An 18312-nucleotide genomic window follows, 5' to 3' on the forward strand; every position below is an offset into this window, starting at 1 on the left:
TTGGCTGGAATAAATTGATTGAACCAAAAAACGCGTTCTGTCAGGTTGTGATGGGGCGCGTTTCTTTTTTGGGGCTTGTTGGTTGGCATGGTGCAGTCCTGAGGGGCGGTCCAGGGCGGCGGCTTGGCGGTTCGGGCCGCAGGCAGACTCTCGAAACTCCATCGCGGGCCTCGTAGAGGTGAATCATTGCCCCTTCGAACACAGGCCTTCGTTTCGTGCGGTGGGCAATGATTCACCAAACGATGCCAAGGCTCAGTCAGACAGTCGAGAGACTGCCTGCGGCCCGAACCGCCAAGCCTCACGTTTATGCGTTGGTCTGAGAAGAATTTCCTCGGAAAGTCGTCGGACATCGCTGAAAGTCATTCCCGCGAACGCGTGCCCGACATGGGTAGGCGGGAATTTAGTCAGTCGAGAAGCTCCCTGCGAGTCGGACCATCAAGGCTCGGACGGAGGTTTGGGCGTGAGAAGAAACGCCAAGCTTCGATTTCAATCCGGAAAAGCGAGGCGGAGTGTCTGGGCTACATTCTGGATTATCCATGGTGGTGTGGAGGCTCCTGCTGTCAGTCCGATGCGTGTAAACGCGGCAAGTTCCTCCAGTGGGAGTTCTTCTGCGGTTTCGACGTGGATCGCGAATATTCCTGACTCTTGCGCAATTTGAGCCAATCGCCGGGTGTTTCCGCTGTTTTTTCCTCCCACGATGACTATGGCCTGAACCTTGCGGGACAACTCGCGCACTTCTTCCTGTCTGTCCTTGGTTGCCATGCAGATCGTGTCGAGAATGGTCATAGCGGCATCTACGTTTGCTCTCAGATATTCGCGAATGGTATCGAAGGACTCCCTGTCCTGCGTGGTCTGCGCCGCCAGAAAATAGGTCTGCGCGGGATCGACTTCGTACGCCTGCAATTCTTCAAGGCTTTCAAAAATTGTGTGCTTCGGGGCGTAGCTCACCAGGCCTTGCACTTCGGGGTGATCGCGCTCTCCGAAAAGAAGCAGGTGTTTATTCTGGTCGGCTTGTCTTTGAATGAGGATCTGAGCTTTTTTGACTTTCGGACATGTGGCATCGACCACAGTTATGTTCTGTCCTTCCAGACTCGTCTGTATGTGCCTGGGGATCCCGTGGGCCCTAATGACGACCACGTCCCCTGTCTGCAGGGGCTTTGTCCCGTCGGTCTGCAACACTCCCAGGCCCTTGTATCTGGCCAGCACCTGCGGGTTATGGATGATGGGTCCCAGGGTATATATATGCTGCGCGTCTTGGGGAGGGATGGACACGGCATTGTCCAGCTTGTGCAGCGCCATGTCGACTCCCATGCAAAATCCCGCTGTCTCCGCGATGATAAGTTCCATTTCAGCTCTCCTCGGTTTCCGACATGCTGGTCTGTAAAATCGCAAACACCTCATCCCATGATTTGCAAAAAACGATATCGCGCCGCAGCGCGCGCGCACCGGGCAATCCTTTCAGAAATCTGGGCACCAGGGTGCGCATTTTAAGGAGTCCGAGCCTGTCCATGCCATGCTGCGGATAGAGCTCGCTGAGCCGTCGAACCATGTCTTCCATCTGTTGCCAGGATTTTGCGGGCGGCTCCTCGTGCCGTCGCAACTGGAGATAGCGTGTAAATATTGACGGATCGTTCAGTGCTCCGCGCGCAAACATGATGCTGTCCACGCTGGTTTGCTCGATGCACTTTATGGCGTCTTCCGCGTGAAAGAGGTCGCCGCTGGCGATGACAGGCAGGGTCACCCTTTCTTTGAGCGTTTTCAAATGTGACCAGTCGGCATGTCCGGTGAAGCCTTGAGCCCCGAACCGTGGATGCATGGTCACCCAGCCGGCGCCCAGTTCTTCAAGTTTGGTGGCCACCTGCAGGTAGACAGGTTGCCCTACATACCAGCCCAGTCGAATTTTAAAGCCCATGCATCCGGGCTCGGCGGCATCGATCATGGATTTGGCGATCTTGAGGAGATTTTCCGGTTCTTTGAGCAGGGCCGCGCCACTGCCTGTTTTTATGACCTTGCGTACCGGGCAGCCGCAGTTGAGATCGAAATAGCGGAAACCCGCTTTCCGCAGACGTTCGATGGACTGGACAAGAAATGGCTCTTCCGATCCGAAGAGCTGCACGACCAAGGGACTGTCCTGGTCACAGGTCTGCAGGAGCTCGTTCGTGCCCGGACTGTCATAAATGAGGCCCTTGGCGCTGACCATTTCCGTCACGGCCGCGTGGCACCCGTATTCATGGCAGAGGAGACGAAAGGGCAGATCCGAAAATCCGGCAAGAGGAGCCAGCCATGGCTTATCGGCGGTTATTGGGAAAAGCGTTTTTTTCATGTGGAAATATGTGTGAAATAAGCGACTGGATAAGCAGCGCCCAGGTTTGAACAGAAAGGGGGCACGCGCAGTGCTTGATGTCTATCGGTTGAGCACGTGGCGCAGGGGCCATACATAAGGCAGGCAGGCTACTTGGCTTTAAATTTTGGGTTGGTCAAGAATGAGTTCCACTTCATCCACGCTCAAACCTGTTGACTGCGCCAGGGCCTCGGCTGACTGGCCGCGCTTGAAACCGCTCAAGATTGTTTGCCGCAGGAACTGCGGCGATTTGGTGAAATTTTCGGCCTGTTCAAGCAGACGGCGCATTTCCACTGCACGGTAGTGCAGTTTCTCTTCCAGAGCAGTCAGCTCTTCCTGCCGCTTGGTGAAGGTGCCGATGATTTCTTTTTCCAGGCGGGCGTTCATGTCCAATTTTTGCAGAAATTCCTCTTGTCGGTCCTGTAGGGAGCGCACCAGAAGTTCGGATTTTTTCAACTTGCTGTAGAAAAAAAAGGCGAGAACGATGAGCAGAATTTCCATCAAGGTCGATGCGGTGAGGATCCAGTACGAAATTTGAGGGTTCATCTATACCTGCGTGTCAATCAGGTGCCCCTGATCTGATTCGAATTCGGATTCATGAGGATGCGCTTGCCGTTTGCCTGCGTGGTGTTCCAAAGCTGACTCGTTGTGCCCTTCGGGATCAACCTCTGTTTCGGCGGCGCTGTTCTCGCTTTTGGCCACCTGGTCCTTTTCTCGCCGTTGCCGGCGCAGCACCAATTCCTTTGCCAAGGCCTGTTGAATTTCCGGATGCGCGAGTTGCGCATGATGGAGTTTTTGAGCCTCTGGGATCTGGCTGATAAGTGTTGACAGGTTGAGGTTGTCGACCATTTATTTCACCACATATTCTTCCAAAAGAATTTCAGAGACGTGGCCGCTTTTTACTGTCTGATTGATGACTGTCGTGATATCTGTCTTCAATTTTTCGGATTCCTGCGGATTATCCATGAAAAAAAGAGGCGAGTTTTTCAGATATCGGTATATCCCGTCGCGGATAAGCACCCTTTTTGCCTGGATTTCAGCCCGCATGACTGGGGTCGTATCCGGTATGGAAAAACGGCAGGTCAGGAAACGGATTTTTCCTTCAAGATTATATTCGATTTGGAATTGTTCAAGAGAGTATGCCTGGATTTCTTCCGGCTTCTGGGTCTGGGCTTTTTCGGGAGAATCGGCGTCGGCAGGAAGGGCAGAGTCTTGGGGCGTTTGCGGCTCTTGAGTGCTTTCCGCCTCTGTGGAAGTTTGTTCTCCGGGGGCTGGCGGATCGGATTTCATGAAAAAGTAGGAGCCGCCGGCGCCAAGCAGCAGGCACAGACCTGCGGCAATTCCAAAAATCCAGAGTTTCTTGCGGTTTTTCTTGGCCGGTGTTTCGAGTTGTTCCGAGGGCGGAGCGGCCTCTTCGGGTTCAGGCAGGGATTCGACCGGGGTGGTTTCGGCCTCTTCCTCCTTTTCCTCGAATTCAAGGAAAAGGGCGTCATCCAGATCAAGCTCAACTTTCTGCAGACCCTTGGGAACGTTGTCCTGCAGGCGTTCATCATCCAGGGCGACGTTTTTGTCGCCTGCAGGGGAAATCTGGGCGAGAAGGATGAGCAGGATCATGGGACCTGAATGGGCCGGCAAAACGGGCTTGCCGGCCAGCGTGGTTATTCGAAGATTTTATTGATTTTTTGGCCCAGGGTCTCCGCAGTGAAGGGCTTGACGATGTAATTGGACACCTTGGCCTGCACAGCCTCGATGATGTTCTCCTGCTGGGCTTCCGCCGTGACCATGAGGAACGGCAGATCGCCGAATTCTTCGCTGGCGCGGACTTTGCGCAACAGTTCGATGCCGGTCATCTGCGGCATGTTCCAGTCGGAGATGATGAAGTCCACCTGGTCTTTGGTCAGGATTTCCCAGGCCGCGGTCCCGTCGTCAGCCTCGATTATGTTGTTGAAACCGAGCTGTCTGAGAATATTCTTGATGATCCGCCGCATGGTCGAAAAATCATCAACGATGAGCACCCGCATGTTCGTATTGACCGCCATGTATTCCTCCACATGAACTTTTCGTGAAAATAATCAACTAGGTGTGATCAGTTGATATCGCCGTATTCGCGCACAAACATTTTTTTCAGTTTTCCTAGCGCCTGGGAGTGCAGCTGAGAGACCCGCCCTTCGGTTATGTCGAGGGCCAGTGCCACTTCTTTCATATTGAATTCTTCAGTGTAATACAAACTAAGGACCAGCTTTTCCCGTTCATTAAGTCTATCGATGAGATGACCGAGCTTGTCAATGATGTCGTGGAAGGCCACAGCGGCAAAGGGCTCGCGGTGATTCCCCCCATCGCCGGGCTGGTTCCATTGGTCCTGTATCGCATCGAGGCTCAGGATGATCTGGGAGTTCACCGCTTCAAGAGTCGCTTCCAGTTCCTGGCGATCCTGCCCGGTGAGTTCCAGGAGTTCGCTTCGCGTGGGGGCGTGCCCATTTTCCTGCTCGAAGCCTCTGATGACCTGCTCAAGTTTTTTGATGCGTTGGCGAAGCCCCCTGGAGTACCAGTCCATGCGACGCAGTTCGTCCAGCATGGCTCCACGGATGCGGCTGTCGGCGAATGTCTCGAAGCGGATGTTCAGTTCCGGCTGGAATTTTCCGAGCGCCTCCATGAGGCCCAGCGTGCCTGCGCTGATCAGGTCGGAAAGTTCGATATGGGCCGGGAGCTTGGCTTTCAGGTGCAGGGCGATGATCTTGATGCGGGGCGCGAAGGCGCGGGCGATGCAATCCTTGTCCGATGGACACAGGGATGCAAAGGTGATTCCCGTCTGCTCCAGTACGGCCCAGACAGGTTCTGCGGAATTATTCCGCAAAGAGGAGCTTCTTCCAGAAGAACTTGATGTTCCCATCGAGATGATCCTGTGGTGCCCATTGCGCCACGTTGCGGGCGATGCGCTGCATCGCCAGGGATGCGTCGGTGTCGGGGCTCAGACTGCAGAACGGCTGTTGCTGGATAACAGCCTGGCGCACGGCCTTGTCCTGGGGGATGGCACCGACAAAATTCAGGGAGACGCCGGTCAGGAAATGGTCGCACGCATTGTACAGCTTGGCGAAGATGTCCTTGGCCGATTTTTCATTTTTGGCCATGTTGACCACGATATGAAATTTGTCCACGCCGTGCTTGAGTTTCAAAACCTTGATGAGGGCGTATGCGTCGGTGAGAGATGTCGGCTCCGGCGTGACGACCACCAGACGTTCCTGGGCCGCGAGGTTGAAATAGAGCACATTGTCGTTGATGCCCGCGCCCGTGTCCACGATCAGAAAATCGATGCTGTCTTCCAGAACGTCCATGGCTTCGAGGAGTTCGAGTTTCTGGCCCGTGGACAGAGACAGCATTTCACTTACTCCGCTGGCTGCGGGCAGGATGGAAAACCCGTACTGCGTGGGGTGCAGGATGTCGCTTAAGGACACTCCCTCGTGGAAGACATGGAAAAGATTTCGCTCCGGGGTCAGGCCCAGCACGACGTCCACGTTGGCCAGTCCAAGGTCCGCGTCAAGAATGACGCATCGTCGCCCAAGCTTGCTCAGGCACAGGGCGAGATTGACGGAAACGTTTGTCTTGCCGACGCCTCCCTTGCCGGAGGTGACCGAGATTACAATGGGGAGAGAGGAGCTCATGCTGTGTCCGGGATGAAAAATGTTTAGTTGGTTGCTTCAGGCAGTTCATGCCGCAGCAAGAGTTTCCAGACATCCTGGTCCTTGGGTTGGGCCAGGGAGTTCTTCAGATCCGGCCCCATGGAAAAAAGAGAGATCGGCAGGCCGGTGTTGTTGGCCTGATTGATTATTTCCCCATAATTACAGGCTTCATCAAGCTTCGTCCAGATAATGCTGGCTGCCGAGGCGGAGCGGAATCTGGACACGAACGCGTCCATCTGCGTGGGGGCGAAAAGCGGGCTCAGGACCAGATGCACATGGCAGGCCGGCAGCTTCCCTCCGGAAACCTCCTGCAGCCAGGAATCAAGCTGCTGATGGGCAGGCAGGCCCGGCAGGTCAAGCAGGACGAGGTCATGAGATCTGGCGTCGCGCTCAAGGCTTTCCCAGTGGGCGGAGTTGTCGAGCTCTCGGTAGGACAGGCCCGAGAGTTCCGTGTAATGGCGCAGGTAGAGCCTGCCCTTGCCCTGGGAACGATCGGCGTTGACCACCAGAATGCGCGCCTTCGGGCGTGTTTTTTTCAGGGACAGGGCCAGGCGCAGGGTGGTGCTGGTCTTGCCGCTGCCAAACGGTCCGGTCAGAAGGTGGAACTTGTGCGACCAGTTCGTATCGAACCACGGGCTGAGGCTGACCATGCCGTTCATGACGGACAGGGTGGGCGCATCGGGGGCGTGGCGGAATTTTTCCCACAGATCGATCAGCACGTCCTCCTTCACTCCTTCCCGTTCCAGGTACTCGAAAACCAGCTGCTGGCGCGGAGTCAAAAGCTGCATGTCCATCTGGGGCTTCAAGACGGCCATGAGCTGTTTGCGCAGCCTGGACCACTCCTCGCGCAGGCAGCTGGCATCATTCTGGGCCAGGAGGGGCATGACTGTCTCGGAGACGGCCGTCTGTTCCTGCGGTATATCAAGGGCCGCCATGATCTCGTAGCAGGTCGCGCCTTTGCGGGTCTGTTTCTGGTTGCTCAGGATGATGGCGTCGGGACCAAGTTCGCTTTTGATCCGGGCCATTATTTCCGAGGTGCTTTTTCCGGTGAATGTTTTGACCTGCATCTTAGATTTCCACCATGGCTACGGATTCGAGTCTGATGTCCGCCGGTATTTCCGCCTGCGAGATGACAGGCATGGTTGGCAAAAAACGGGCCAGGAGCTGGGACAGGTGCTGGCGGATGAGCGGGGAGGTCAGCAGCACGGGCTGCCCCTCGGCCACGATGCCCTTTTCCGCCGCCTTGTTGATGGCCTGGATGATCTTGTGCGCGATGCCCGGTTCCATGGCCAGGTACGAGCCGTTGTCCGTGCGTTTGATGCTCTCCTGAAACGTGTTCTCTATGGACGGCGACAGGGAGATGATGGGCAACAGGTTGCCGGTACCCAGATACGGCTTGATGATGGTGCGGGAAAGGCGTTGGCGCGCAAACTCCGTCAGCTGATCCGCGTCTTTCACGGAATGACCGTAGTCGGCCAGGCACTCCACGATGGACAAGAGGTCGCGGATGGACACATTTTCGCGGACCAGATTCTGCAATACCTTTTGCAGAACGCCAAGTGACAGGACGCCCGGCACCAGCTCTTCCACGACCTTGGGCGCGCGCTGGGACAGGTTGTCCAGCAGAGCCTGAACTTCCTGGCGGCCCAGGAATTCATGCAGGTTCTGCTTGAAGACCTCGGTCAGGTGCGTGGCGATGACTGTGGACGGGTCGACCACCGTGTAGCCGGCCATGACGGCCTCGTCCTTTTTGGCGTCGGGAATCCACAGCGCCGGAAGGTTGAAGGCCGGCTCCAGGGTTTCGATGCCCTTGATGGCATGGCGCGCGTCGCCGGGGTCCATGGCCAGGAAATGGTCGATCATGATCTCGGCCGAAGCCACCCGGTTGCCCTTGATCTGGACCACGTACTCGCCGGGTTTGAGCTGCAGGTTGTCGCGCAGATGCAGTGACGGCACGATGACGCCCATGTCGAGGGCGAACTGGCGGCGGATGGAGCGGATGCGGGCCAACAGGTTGCCGTTCTGGTCTTCGTCCACCAGCGGGATAAGGCCGTAGCCCACCTCAAGCTCCATGATATCGAGCGGCAACAGGGCCTGCACTTCTTCCGGGCTGTCGGGGGTAGCGCCTTTCTTCTTTTTATCGGTCTCCGGCAACTTGTTTTCGGCTTTGATGCGGTCGGCGAACAGAGCCACCATGAAGAGTATTACGGAGAGGGTCAAAAAGGCTATAGTAGGCATGCCCGGGACTATGGCGAAGAGCAGCAGCACGCCGGAGACCAGCCGCAGGGCCTTGGGGTGGTTGGTCAGCTGACCGATGAATTCCTCGCCCATGCGCGCTTCGGCCGCCGCCCGGCTGACAATGAGACCGGCCGCGGTGGAGGTGATGAGCGACGGGATGGTCGAGACCAGGCCGTCGCCAATGGTCAAGAGGGAAAAGGTCTGGGCCGCTTCCATCCAGCTCATGTCTTTTTGCAGCACGCCGATGAAGATGCCGCCCACGATATTGATGAACGTGATGAACATGCCCGCGTTGACGTCTCCGGAGACGAACTTGCCTGCGCCGTCCATGGCGCCGTAGAAGTCCGCCTCCCGGCGCAGGTTCTCGCGTTGCTTGATGGCCTGCTGCTCGTCGATGAGCCCGGCGTTCAGATCGGCCTCGATGGCCATCTGCTTGCCGGGCATGGCGTCCAGGGTGAAGCGGGCCGCGACTTCGGCGATGCGGGTCGTGCCGGCCACGATGACGGTCTTGTTCAGGATGAAGAGGATCAGGAAAATAACTGCGCCGATGGCAAAATTGCCCCCGACCACAAATTGTCCGAAGGCTTCGATGACCTTGCCCGCGGCGGCAGTTCCCTGGTCTCCGTTGAGCAGGATGAGCCTGGTCGAAGCCACGTTCAGCGCCAGACGCAGGAGCGTGGTCACGAGCAGGACCGACGGGAAGATCGAAAATTCCAGGGGTGAGGTCATGAACATCGAGGTGATGAGGATGACCAGCGAGAAAGAGATGGAGAAGGCCAGCAGAATGTCGAGAATGATGGTCGGCAATGGCACCAGCATGACAAAGAGGGTCATGACAACGCCACCGGCCAGCAGGATGTCTCCCTGGCGGGTAAAGCGTTTGTAATTGATGGTCATGGCCTCGGTGCGTGTAGCCATTATTTTGACGTCCTTGCCGCGGAAGTTCAGCGCGGGTGATGTTTGGTTTTGTATATCTGGGCCAGGATGGCGGCCACTGCCTGGTAGAATTCTTCCGGAATCGTGTCTCCGACTTCGATCACCTTATACAAGGCGCGTGCCAGGGGCTTGTTCTCACGAATGGGCACATTGTTTTCCCGGGCAATGTCCTTGATGCGCTGGGCAACGGCGCCGGCACCCTTGGCCAGAACCATGGGTGCCGGGGCTTCCATGGCGTTGTAGCGGATGGCGATGGCCAAATGGGTGGGGTTGGTGATGACCACGTCGGCCTTGGGCACGTCCTGCATCATGCGCCGCATCATCACCGCCATCATTTTCTGGCGCTGTTTGCTTTTGATGGCCGGGTCGCCTTCGGCCTGCTTGCGTTCGTCCTTGACCTCGCTCTTGGTCATCTTCAGGTTTTCCTCATAGTCCCAGCGGGTATAGAGAAGGTCCGCGATGCCGATCAGGATCATGGGGGTGAGCGCGTAATAGAACATGGTCTGTCCGGACTTGAGGACGTAGGCCGCGATGCTTTCGGCTGGCTGGTAGAAAAGAGGGATGACTTCCCCGAAGGCCTGTTTCAAAACGATATACGGCCCGATTGCCACGGCCGCTGCCATGAAAATGCTTTTGGCCAGCCGGACGAAGGTCTGCTTGCTGATGAGGAGTTTCTTGAGGCCGGACAAGACGTTGAACATCTTGAATTGCGGTTTGAAAACCTTTGGTGCCCAGAGCTTTCCGACCTGCAGTCGCACGACGATGAAGGCGGCGACCGCAATGACGATCATGATGGGCAGGACCATGAGAGAGATGCTGTAAAGGCAATCCCTGAACAGGGTATAGACTGATGCCGGGGTCAATTCGAAGACGAAGCCTTCGGTGAAGAACCAGTGCATCAGATTTTCGATTTCGGTGCGGATGGTGCCGAGATAGAGCTGCAGCATGAGCAGGCCAAAGAGCAGGGTCAGGGGTTTGGGCAGCTCCTGGCTTTTCGGTACATTCCCCTGGCCTCGCGCTTTGTTGCGTCGTTTGGGGGTGGCGTTTTCGGTGCGGCTCGGATCGTGCTGTGCCATGACTACCTAGCGCATCGCGCCGATGAGTTGTGAGAAGAGCAGCGGCATGCGGGACACAAAGCCCTCCATGTGCAGGCTGATGATTTCGAAGATGATGCCCAGGAACAGGAATCCGACGCTGATCTTTATGGGAAATCCGATAATGAGTACGTTCATCTGTGGGGACGCACGTGAAATAAGGGCCAGGGCCAGATCCACCAGGAGGATGGCCGCGATGACCGGGGCGCCGATCTGGATGGCCAGAACAAAAATCTGACCCGACAGGGCGAATATCTGATCCGTCAGCCGGGGGGAAATGAGAATGGAGCCGGGCGGGAGCAGGTCGAAACTTTTCATCAGGCCGCTCAATAAATACAAGTGCCCGTTGATGGACAGGAATGTCAGCAAACTGACCATGTACATGAAGTGCGCCGTGACCGCCTCTGAAGCACCGGAATCGGGGTCCACCACGTTGACCATGGCAAAGCCCATCTGGAAGCCGATGAGCTGGCCGCCGGTCTGGATGGCGGCGAAGACGAAGCGGATGACCATGCCAAGGATGAGGCCCAGCAAGAGCTCCGCGCCAAACATGACGGCCAGTGCAAAGGGATGGCTCGGCATCTGGGCGCCAATGAGGGGGAGTCGCGGCCACAGGGCCAGGGTCAGGGTCAGGCAGAGCGCGGCCTTGGCTGTGGCCGGCAGGGTCTGGCCGCCAAAAAACGGCATCAGAAAAAGAATGAGGCTTATGCGCATCAGCGCAAAGAGAAAGGTCAGAAAGACGTTGGGGTCGAGGGAGAAGAGGTCCATGGAGAGGGGCACAGCAAAACGCGGACCAGAAAAGACCGCGCTTGCCCCCGCGCCCGGTGATGGCCCCCGGAGGCCGGCCCGGAGGCATTTCAGATCATGCCGGGCCAGGACTCCAGTTGCCAGCGGCGCAGGGCGTTGAACATGTTGGTGCGGATGCGCTTGTCCCCTCCGCACAGCGCCAGGGCCTGATTCAGGGTCTGGCTGCGGGCGGTCTTGTCCTTGGAGGGGCAGTCGTTTTCCCAGACCGGGAGCTTCCACTGTCTGCAGGCCTGCGTGATGGTGGCCTTGTCCAGCAGGAGCAGGGGGCGGATGAGGGTCAGCTTTCCGCCGAAATAGGATTCCTTGGGCACCAGCCCGTAGATCTTGCCGGTTTTGAGCATGTTCATGAAAAAGGTGGAGACCAGGTCGTCGGTATTATGACCGAGGGCCAGATGGGTCAGGTTGTACTGTCGGCAGATGTCAAAAAAGCGTTTGCGCCGATGCCAGGCGCAGAAAAAGCAGGGAGACTTCTTGCGGTTTTCCGCAGAGTGCGCCCTGGGGCCGAAGTCCGTGGTCTCCAGATGCCCGGGCACGCCGTGCGCGCGCATCCAGTCCGCCAGGGGCGCGTGGCTCGTTTCGTCAAAGCCGGGGTTTAGGTGGATGACGAACAGTTCGACGGGAAAGGGTATGATGCGTTGACGCATGATCATGACCTGCAGCATGACCCAGCTGTCTATGCCGCCGGAAACGGCCAGTCCGATGCGCGCTCCCGGCCATGCCATGCCGGTCTGCTGCATGATCTTGCCGGCCTGTCCGAGGCAGAACTGCTGCGCGTATTTGAGTCTTCCCCATTGGGCCATGTCTTCATCCTGGGTTGAAGTGTCGGGGGGCGGGACCGCTTGCGAGGATTTGACAGATCCTCGGCGAGTATTATGACCCCTCAAGAGCGCATGGTTGTTACAAAGCGCGGCGGGCCGTGTAAAGGGCCCTGGAAGCGTGTTTGCGAATTGTGTGTTGACAGTGCCCAGGGGTTATGCGTAGCGTGAAATGTTATTCCCGACTCGACTTTTTAGAGCGCGGGACGTTTTGTCGTTTATTCACACATTTATATACATTTTTCGGAGGTGCGATGGCCAGAATTACCGTTGAAGATTGCTTGGAGAAGGTCAACAACAGATTTCTGATCGTGCAGATGGCCATTAAGCGGGTCAAGCAATATCATGAAGGATACGAACCTCTTGTTGCCAGTAAGAACAAGGAAATCGTGACCGCCCTCAGAGAAATTGCCGAAGGAAAGGTTCTGCCCGACGTGGCGCGCGTCGAGGATTTGAGTTTTGAAGCTGACGATCAGGATGAATAATGGCTGACAAGCGTGATTATTACGAAGTGCTCGGTGTAGGCCGCAGCGCCTCGGCGGACGAAATCAAGAGTGCCTACCGCAAGATGGCGTTGCAGTTCCATCCGGACCGCAACCCCGACAACCCGGAGGCCGAGGACAAGTTCAAAGAAGCTGCGGAAGCATACGAAGTTTTGGGGGACGCGGGAAAGCGCGCCCAGTACGACCGTTTCGGCCACGCCGGCATGAATGGTCAGGGTTTCGGGGATCATTTTCATTCTTCCGAAGATGTGTTCAGCGCCTTTGGAGATATTTTCGGGGATTTTTTCGGCTTTGGCGCTGCTGCCGGCGGTCGCAGGCGTCCCCGTGCCGGGGCTGATCTGCGCTACAACCTGACCGTTTCCTTTCGTGATGCGGCCAAGGGTACGGAGGTCGATCTCAATATTCCCAAGAAGGAAGTCTGTTCGGACTGTTCCGGGTCGGGTTCCGCTCCCGGACACTCCGCTGAAACCTGCCAGCATTGTCGCGGCCAGGGCCAGGTGACCCAGAGCCAGGGCTTTTTCCGGATTTCCGTGCCCTGTCCGGTCTGCCGGGGTGAAGGCCAGGTCGTCACCCATCCGTGCGCCAAGTGCCGCGGCCAGGGCATCGTGCAGGTCAACAAGAGCCTCAAGGTGCGTATTCCCGGCGGCGTGGACAACGGCAGCCGCCTGCGTCTGCGCGGCGAGGGCGAACCCGGAGATTTCGGCGGCCCGCATGGCGACCTGTATGTGGTCATCTATGTCGAGGAAGACAAGATATTCACCCGCAGGGGCCAGGATCTCGTCATTGTGGCCGACATCTCCATCGTGCAGGCCATACTTGGCGCCAAGATAGAGGTTCCGACCCTTGATGAGCCCGTGACCCTGGAGATTCCCAAGGGGACGCAGTCCGGCAAGATCCTGCGTATAAAAGGCATGGGCCTGCCGCATCTGGGCAGCACCCAGAAGGGGGACCTGCTGGTGGAGGTTTCCGTGCGCATCCCGACCAAGGTGACCAAGAAACAGGAAGAGCTCTTGCGCGAGTTTGACAAGCTCGAAGAGAGTCGTCCTTTGAACAAGGTCAAGGATTTCTTCAAGAAAGCCATGGGCGATTAATCAGCATACATGAACCGAGCAGGCCGGAAGCGCATGTTTCCGGCCTTTTCTTTTGCGGAGGGCAAGATGGATGAGAAGCTGACGCATATCGACGAGGCCGGGAACGTGGTCATGGTGGACGTGGGTGACAAGGCGGATACCCGGCGGCGCGCAGTGGTGCGGACGAAGGTTCTGCTCAACGAGCGCACCTTCGACCTGCTGACCAGGAACGCCCTGCCCAAGGGCGACGTGCTGACCACGGCCAAAGTGGCCGGGATAATGGCCGCCAAGCGCACTTGGGAGCTCATTCCCATGTGTCATCCACTGTTGCTCTCCAAGGTGGATGTCACGCTCATCCCCGTGCCCGCCGATCTGTCCATCGAGATCGAGGCCGAGGCGCGGACCACCGGCCCCACCGGCGTCGAAATGGAGGCGCTCATGGCCGCCCAGGTTGCGGCCATGACCATCTATGACATGTGCAAGGCCGTGCAGCGCGACATCCTGATCACGGACTGTCGTCTCACGCACAAAAGCGGTGGAAAAAGCGGCGAGTTCAACGCCGAGTAGTTTACCGACATTTCAGGCATTACGTTTACGCGTTCTGGATTTCCGGGGCGCGTTTTTTTGCAGGCAAGGGCATGATCATCGTCAACGATACACTTTGGCTTTCATGACATTACAAGGAAAACTCGTGAATTCAGAAATACGCATCAAGGATACTTCCGCCAATCCGGCCCCCTTGGGTCTGGTGGGATTCGGGCTGACCACAATCCTGCTCAACATCCACAACGTCGGGCTCTACCCGAACAACTCCATGATCCTGGGCATGGGCATTTTCGTGGGTGGGATCGCTCAGATTATCGCCGGCATCCTCGAATCCAAAAAGAACAACACTTTCGGCCTGACCGCATTCACCGCCTACGGCTCCTTCTGGCTCTCGCTCGTGGCCATCTGGACCCTGCCCGCCCTCGGCCTGGCCGAGAAGGCCGATGAGACTGCCATGGGCTTTTATCTGGCCATTTGGGGTCTTTTCACTTTCGGCATGTTCATCGGAACGTTCCGCCTGAGCCGGGCCTTGCAGGTCGTCTTCGGCACGCTGGTCGCCCTGTTCTGGCTGCTGGCCATCGGTGACTTCACCCATATCGCCGCCTACAAGGTCATCGGCGGGTACGTGGGCATCCTGTGCGGCTTTTCGGCTTTTTATACGGCCATTGCGCAGGTGCTGAACGAAGTTTACGGCCGCACGGTGTTGCCGCTGGGGCCGGTTGCTCGCTCTTAGGCGCCGGGGGGACCCGATACTGAAAAAGGCTGTGCACAAGGTGTTCAGCCTTTTTTTTCATTGCGGCAGCTTGATGCGCGGCTGCGTGGTATCTTTGGGGCCGGAGTTCAGGGCAGCCTTGCCAGAGTCCGAACTCCTGTCTTACAAGCTCGGCATGAGCCAGCACTTTTTCTGCAAGTCGAGACGCGGTCGTCATACAGCCAGCGAGTTGAGTCGAACTTCAAGCCCTTCGCGTACAAAGCCGGACATGCTTGGCCGTTGGGCTGGAGCGAGGATTCCGCATGAGATTTTGTAGCACCGGCATTTCCCTTCGGACTTCCATCCCTCTGCTTTTGGTGGGCGTTATTCTTTTTTCCACGGTTTTGGTCAGTTGGGTGTCGTTTACCGGGAGCCGCGCAGCCGTCGGGGATGTCGGTCTGCAGCTGCGCAAGGAGGTTTCGCATCGCATTTCGGAGCATCTGCTCGAATTTCTTCGCCTGCCTCACGAGATCAACCGCCGCAACGCGCTGGCGTTGCAGAATGGACTCGTACCCGCCGCTGATCCGCAGGGATTGATTTCGCGGTTCGCCGAGCAGGTGGATCTTTTTCCTTCGGTTTCAAGCATCTATTTCGGCAATGCACAGGGCGGGCTTGCCAATAGCGGCCGGGATCCGGAGCGCAACTCCCGATATTCAATCCGCACGGATGATTTCAAAGCCGGAACGTTTCGCAGATACGCCATGGACTCCCGAGGCGTGCAGGGCGAGGAGCTGTCCAGCGCGGCAGGCTTCGACGCCAGGACCCGGCCGTGGTACACGAAGGCTCTGTCCGCGAACGGGCCGGTCTGGAGCGACGTTTACGTGCTGTTTACCGGACAGGATCTGGCCCTTGCCGCCAGCCGCCCCGTGTACGACAGCCACGGCACGGCCCTGGGCGTGGTCTCCGTGGATGTGTTCCTGTCCCAGCTCACGAGGTTTTTGCAGCAACTGCGCATCGGCAGCACCGGAAAGGCGTTCATTCTGGATCGTACCGGGGTGTTGGTGGCCGGTTCGGGCACGGAGCCGCTCTTCGTTCCGGCCCGGGGCGGGAATCCGGGCCGGCGGATATTGGGAACGCAGAGCCGGGATCTGCTGGTACATGCCGCGTCGCAGGCCCTGTCTTCACGATTCGGCAATCTTGAGAAGATCAGCGCAGAGCACCATTTTGAATTTTCGGGCCTGGGCCAGCACCTTCTGGTCACGGTTTCTCCGTTGCGCGATCCCCTCGGCATTGATTGGCTTATCGTCGTTGCCGTGCCGGAATCCGACTTCATGGCCAGGATCGGGGACAATGCCCGCGTCACCGCGATTATCATGCTTGGAGTCCTTGCGTTGTCGCTTCTGGTCGGAACGCTGCTGGCCCGCAGGATCGTCAAGCCCATCTCCGGGTTGGAAGAGGCGGCGGGCCGTTTGGCCGGAGATTCGAGTCTGGAAATGATTGGTGAGACTTCGAGGTTTGTCGAGGTCCAGAGCCTGACCAGATCATTCAATCGGATGGCGCGGCAGCTTTCCCAGACCATGCAGGGCATGAAGCGGGAACTGACGGAGCGGCAATGGGCCGAGGCGGCCCTTGGCGAGAGCGAATCCCGGTATCGAGCGCTGGTCGAACTGGCCGTGGACGGCATTCTGCTCGGCTCGCACGAGGGCGTCATCACCGGCGCCAACGAATGCATGTGCGACCTGACCGGGCTCACGCGCGAGGACATGCTTGGCATGCACATCAGCGCCCTGCCGTTCAAACCGGAGAGCCTGGAGCGTGAGCCGTTTCGTTTCGAGCAGCTGGAACACGGGGACATCGTGCAGAAAGAGCGCGTTCTGATTCGTCCTGATGGGACCGAGATCCTGGTGGAGATGCGCAGCAAGATGATGCCGGACGGAACATATCAGTCCATTTTCCGCGATGTCACGGCGCGCAGAAAGGCGGAGGCGGCCTTGCGCGAAAGCGAGGAGCGCCTGCGCATGCTCAGTGACAATCTGCCCGGCGGGCTCGTGTATCAGATCGAGGTGGGTCTGGATGGCCGGGAGCGCAGATTTACCTATATCAGCGGCGGCGTGGAATCTCTGCATGGCCTGAGCGTGCAAGACGTGCTGGACGACGCGTCCGTGCTCTATGCGCAGCTTCCGGAAAAGGACGGGGAGCAGTTGGCTGAGCGGGAGGCCGAGGCTTTGTCGGCCATGTCCCTTTTTCATGCGGAGGCGCGCTTTCGTCTGGCCTCGGGCAAAGTCCGCTGGAGCTATCTGGCCTCCGCTCCGAGACGGATTGGTGATCGCGTGGTCTGGGACGGGGTCGAGATAGACATCACAGAGCTCAAAAAGACCGAAGCCGCCCTGCTCGAAGCCAAGGAGACCGCCGAGACGGCCAACAGGGTCAAAACGGAGTTTCTGGCCAACATGAGTCATGAGATCCGCACGCCCCTCAACGGCATTCTCGGCATGATGCAGCTGTTGCGACAGACCAGCCTGGAACCGGAGCAGGAGAAGTATGTGGAGCTTTCCATCACTTCGGCCGCGCGGCTGACCCGCCTGCTGGCCGACATCCTGGATATCTCCCGCATCGAAGCCGGGAAAATGAGCCTCTTTAACGCGCCCTTCAGCGCTGCCGAGCTTGTCGATTCGGTGGTGGAGCTTTTTGCGGTTCCCGCCCGGGAAAAGGGCCTGCGGCTTCGTTGCGCCATTCATCCCGGCCTGCCGCCCCTGCTTGTCGGCGATGAGGCCCGGGTGCGCCAGATCCTTTTCAACCTGGTCGGCAACGCCCTCAAGTATACGGAGCAGGGGGATATAACCCTGGAGCTGTTCGCGCGAGACGCGGACCTGTGCCGGTCCGAGTGCATGTGCATACGTGTCGTCGATACCGGCGTGGGCATCCCCGCGCACATGCTTTCCGGCGTGTTCGAGCCCTTTCGGCAGGTGGAGGGTTCCCATACGCGCAGTTACGAGGGCGCGGGGCTTGGGCTGGCCATTGTGCAGCGGCTGGTGGAGCTTATGCAGGGCGAGATTTCCGTGCAGAGCGAGCCCGGCGCGGGCACTGCCGTTCTGGTCAGTCTGCCCCTGCGCGCCGCCAGCGAGTATTGCATCCCACAGGACGTCGCGGAGAGCGTGGCGTTGGAGGCCGGACCGGGCCTTCGCCTTCTGCTGGCCGAAGATGAAGCCATCAATCAGTTGGCCATGCGCACTCTGCTGGAAAAAGCGGGGCACCGGGTGTCCATCGCGCAGAACGGCCAGGAGGTCCTGGATCTTTTGCGGGAAGAGGATTTCGATTGCGTTCTCATGGACGTGCAGATGCCGGTCATGAGCGGCATCGAAGCCACCCGCCGCATTCGCACCTCTCCGGAACTGGCGGCCAGGAAGGACGTACCCATCATCGCCCTGACCGCCCACGCAATGAGCGGGGATCGCGAGTCGTTTCTGCAGGCCGGGATGGACGACTACCTGTCCAAGCCGGTCGGCCTGGACGATCTGGTCAAGGCCATCGCGAAGCTTAAAAGCAGGTCAAGCGCATAGGGTCGCGCCCTGCGGCGGGCGGATACCACGTCCT

Annotated in this window: 18 protein-coding genes; 5 read left to right on the forward strand and 13 right to left on the reverse strand. The window is 58.1% G+C overall.

Annotated elements, in window-relative coordinates:
* Nucleotides 1-486: 486 nt before the first annotated feature.
* The 13 genes from ispH to DBAC_RS17395 form a co-directional block, all read right to left on the reverse strand.
* Entirely contained in the window at nt 487-1347 is an 861-nt protein-coding gene (ispH, locus tag DBAC_RS17335; RefSeq protein WP_015775621.1) for a 4-hydroxy-3-methylbut-2-enyl diphosphate reductase, read from the reverse strand.
* Nucleotide 1348: 1 nt separating this feature from the next.
* Nucleotides 1349-2323, reverse strand: a complete 975-nt coding sequence (locus DBAC_RS17340; protein ID WP_015775622.1) for a tRNA dihydrouridine synthase — start codon at nt 2321-2323, stop codon at nt 1349-1351.
* Between the two features lie 138 nt (nt 2324-2461).
* Nucleotides 2462-2887, reverse strand: coding sequence for a hypothetical protein (locus DBAC_RS17345; RefSeq protein WP_015775623.1), 426 nt, complete (start codon nt 2885-2887; stop codon nt 2462-2464).
* Entirely contained in the window at nt 2888-3190 is a 303-nt protein-coding gene (locus DBAC_RS17350; RefSeq protein WP_015775624.1) for a hypothetical protein, read from the reverse strand.
* On the reverse strand, nt 3191-3955 hold the full coding sequence (locus tag DBAC_RS17355; RefSeq protein WP_015775625.1) for a flagellar basal body-associated FliL family protein: 765 nt from the start codon (nt 3953-3955) through the stop codon (nt 3191-3193).
* Nucleotides 3956-3999: 44 nt separating this feature from the next.
* A complete protein-coding gene (locus DBAC_RS17360) occupies nt 4000-4380 on the reverse strand; it encodes a chemotaxis response regulator CheY (protein ID WP_015775626.1) in 381 nt (126 codons plus the stop codon).
* Between the two features lie 47 nt (nt 4381-4427).
* The gene (locus DBAC_RS17365) at nt 4428-5231 is read right to left on the reverse strand and encodes a FliA/WhiG family RNA polymerase sigma factor (protein ID WP_015775627.1); all 804 of its coding nucleotides are present in this window, start codon (nt 5229-5231) and stop codon (nt 4428-4430) included.
* On the reverse strand, nt 5185-6000 hold the full coding sequence (locus DBAC_RS17370) for a MinD/ParA family protein (RefSeq protein WP_015775628.1): 816 nt from the start codon (nt 5998-6000) through the stop codon (nt 5185-5187). Before DBAC_RS17370 ends, DBAC_RS17365 begins: the two co-directional genes overlap by 47 nt.
* A gap of 23 nt (nt 6001-6023) precedes the next feature.
* Nucleotides 6024-7085: a flagellar biosynthesis protein FlhF gene (locus DBAC_RS17375; RefSeq protein ID WP_015775629.1), complete on the reverse strand. Its 1062-nt coding sequence runs from the start codon at nt 7083-7085 to the stop codon at nt 6024-6026.
* A 1-nt stretch (nt 7086) separates the two neighbouring features.
* Entirely contained in the window at nt 7087-9174 is a 2088-nt protein-coding gene (gene flhA, locus DBAC_RS17380; protein ID WP_015775630.1) for a flagellar biosynthesis protein FlhA, read from the reverse strand.
* Between the two features lie 26 nt (nt 9175-9200).
* Nucleotides 9201-10268, reverse strand: a complete 1068-nt coding sequence (gene flhB / locus DBAC_RS17385; RefSeq protein WP_015775631.1) for a flagellar biosynthesis protein FlhB — start codon at nt 10266-10268, stop codon at nt 9201-9203.
* A 6-nt stretch (nt 10269-10274) separates the two neighbouring features.
* Nucleotides 10275-11054 (reverse strand): flagellar biosynthetic protein FliR, encoded by a 780-nt coding sequence (gene fliR, locus DBAC_RS17390; protein ID WP_015775632.1) that lies wholly within the window; start codon nt 11052-11054, stop codon nt 10275-10277.
* Nucleotides 11055-11143: 89 nt separating this feature from the next.
* Nucleotides 11144-11893 (reverse strand): tRNA lysidine(34) synthetase, encoded by a 750-nt coding sequence (locus DBAC_RS17395; protein ID WP_015775633.1) that lies wholly within the window; start codon nt 11891-11893, stop codon nt 11144-11146.
* A gap of 269 nt (nt 11894-12162) precedes the next feature.
* Between DBAC_RS17395 and rpoZ the strand changes: the two genes are divergently transcribed.
* The 5 genes from rpoZ (at nt 12163) to DBAC_RS18195 (ending at nt 18278) form a co-directional block, all read left to right on the forward strand.
* Nucleotides 12163-12393, forward strand: a complete 231-nt coding sequence (rpoZ, locus tag DBAC_RS17400; RefSeq protein WP_015775634.1) for a DNA-directed RNA polymerase subunit omega — start codon at nt 12163-12165, stop codon at nt 12391-12393.
* Nucleotides 12393-13502: a molecular chaperone DnaJ gene (dnaJ, locus tag DBAC_RS17405; protein WP_015775635.1), complete on the forward strand. Its 1110-nt coding sequence runs from the start codon at nt 12393-12395 to the stop codon at nt 13500-13502. Before rpoZ ends, dnaJ begins: the two co-directional genes overlap by 1 nt.
* A gap of 66 nt (nt 13503-13568) precedes the next feature.
* Nucleotides 13569-14048, forward strand: a complete 480-nt coding sequence (gene moaC, locus DBAC_RS17410; protein WP_015775636.1) for a cyclic pyranopterin monophosphate synthase MoaC — start codon at nt 13569-13571, stop codon at nt 14046-14048.
* 142 nt (nt 14049-14190) lie between these two features.
* On the forward strand, nt 14191-14760 hold the full coding sequence (locus DBAC_RS17415) for an acetate uptake transporter (RefSeq protein WP_218915624.1): 570 nt from the start codon (nt 14191-14193) through the stop codon (nt 14758-14760).
* A gap of 281 nt (nt 14761-15041) precedes the next feature.
* Nucleotides 15042-18278, forward strand: a complete 3237-nt coding sequence (locus DBAC_RS18195; protein ID WP_015775638.1) for a PAS domain S-box protein — start codon at nt 15042-15044, stop codon at nt 18276-18278.
* Nucleotides 18279-18312: the final 34 nt, after the last annotated feature.

It is taken from the genome of Desulfomicrobium baculatum DSM 4028 (assembly GCF_000023225.1).
GTDB classification, from domain to species: Bacteria; Desulfobacterota; Desulfovibrionia; order Desulfovibrionales; family Desulfomicrobiaceae; genus Desulfomicrobium; species Desulfomicrobium baculatum.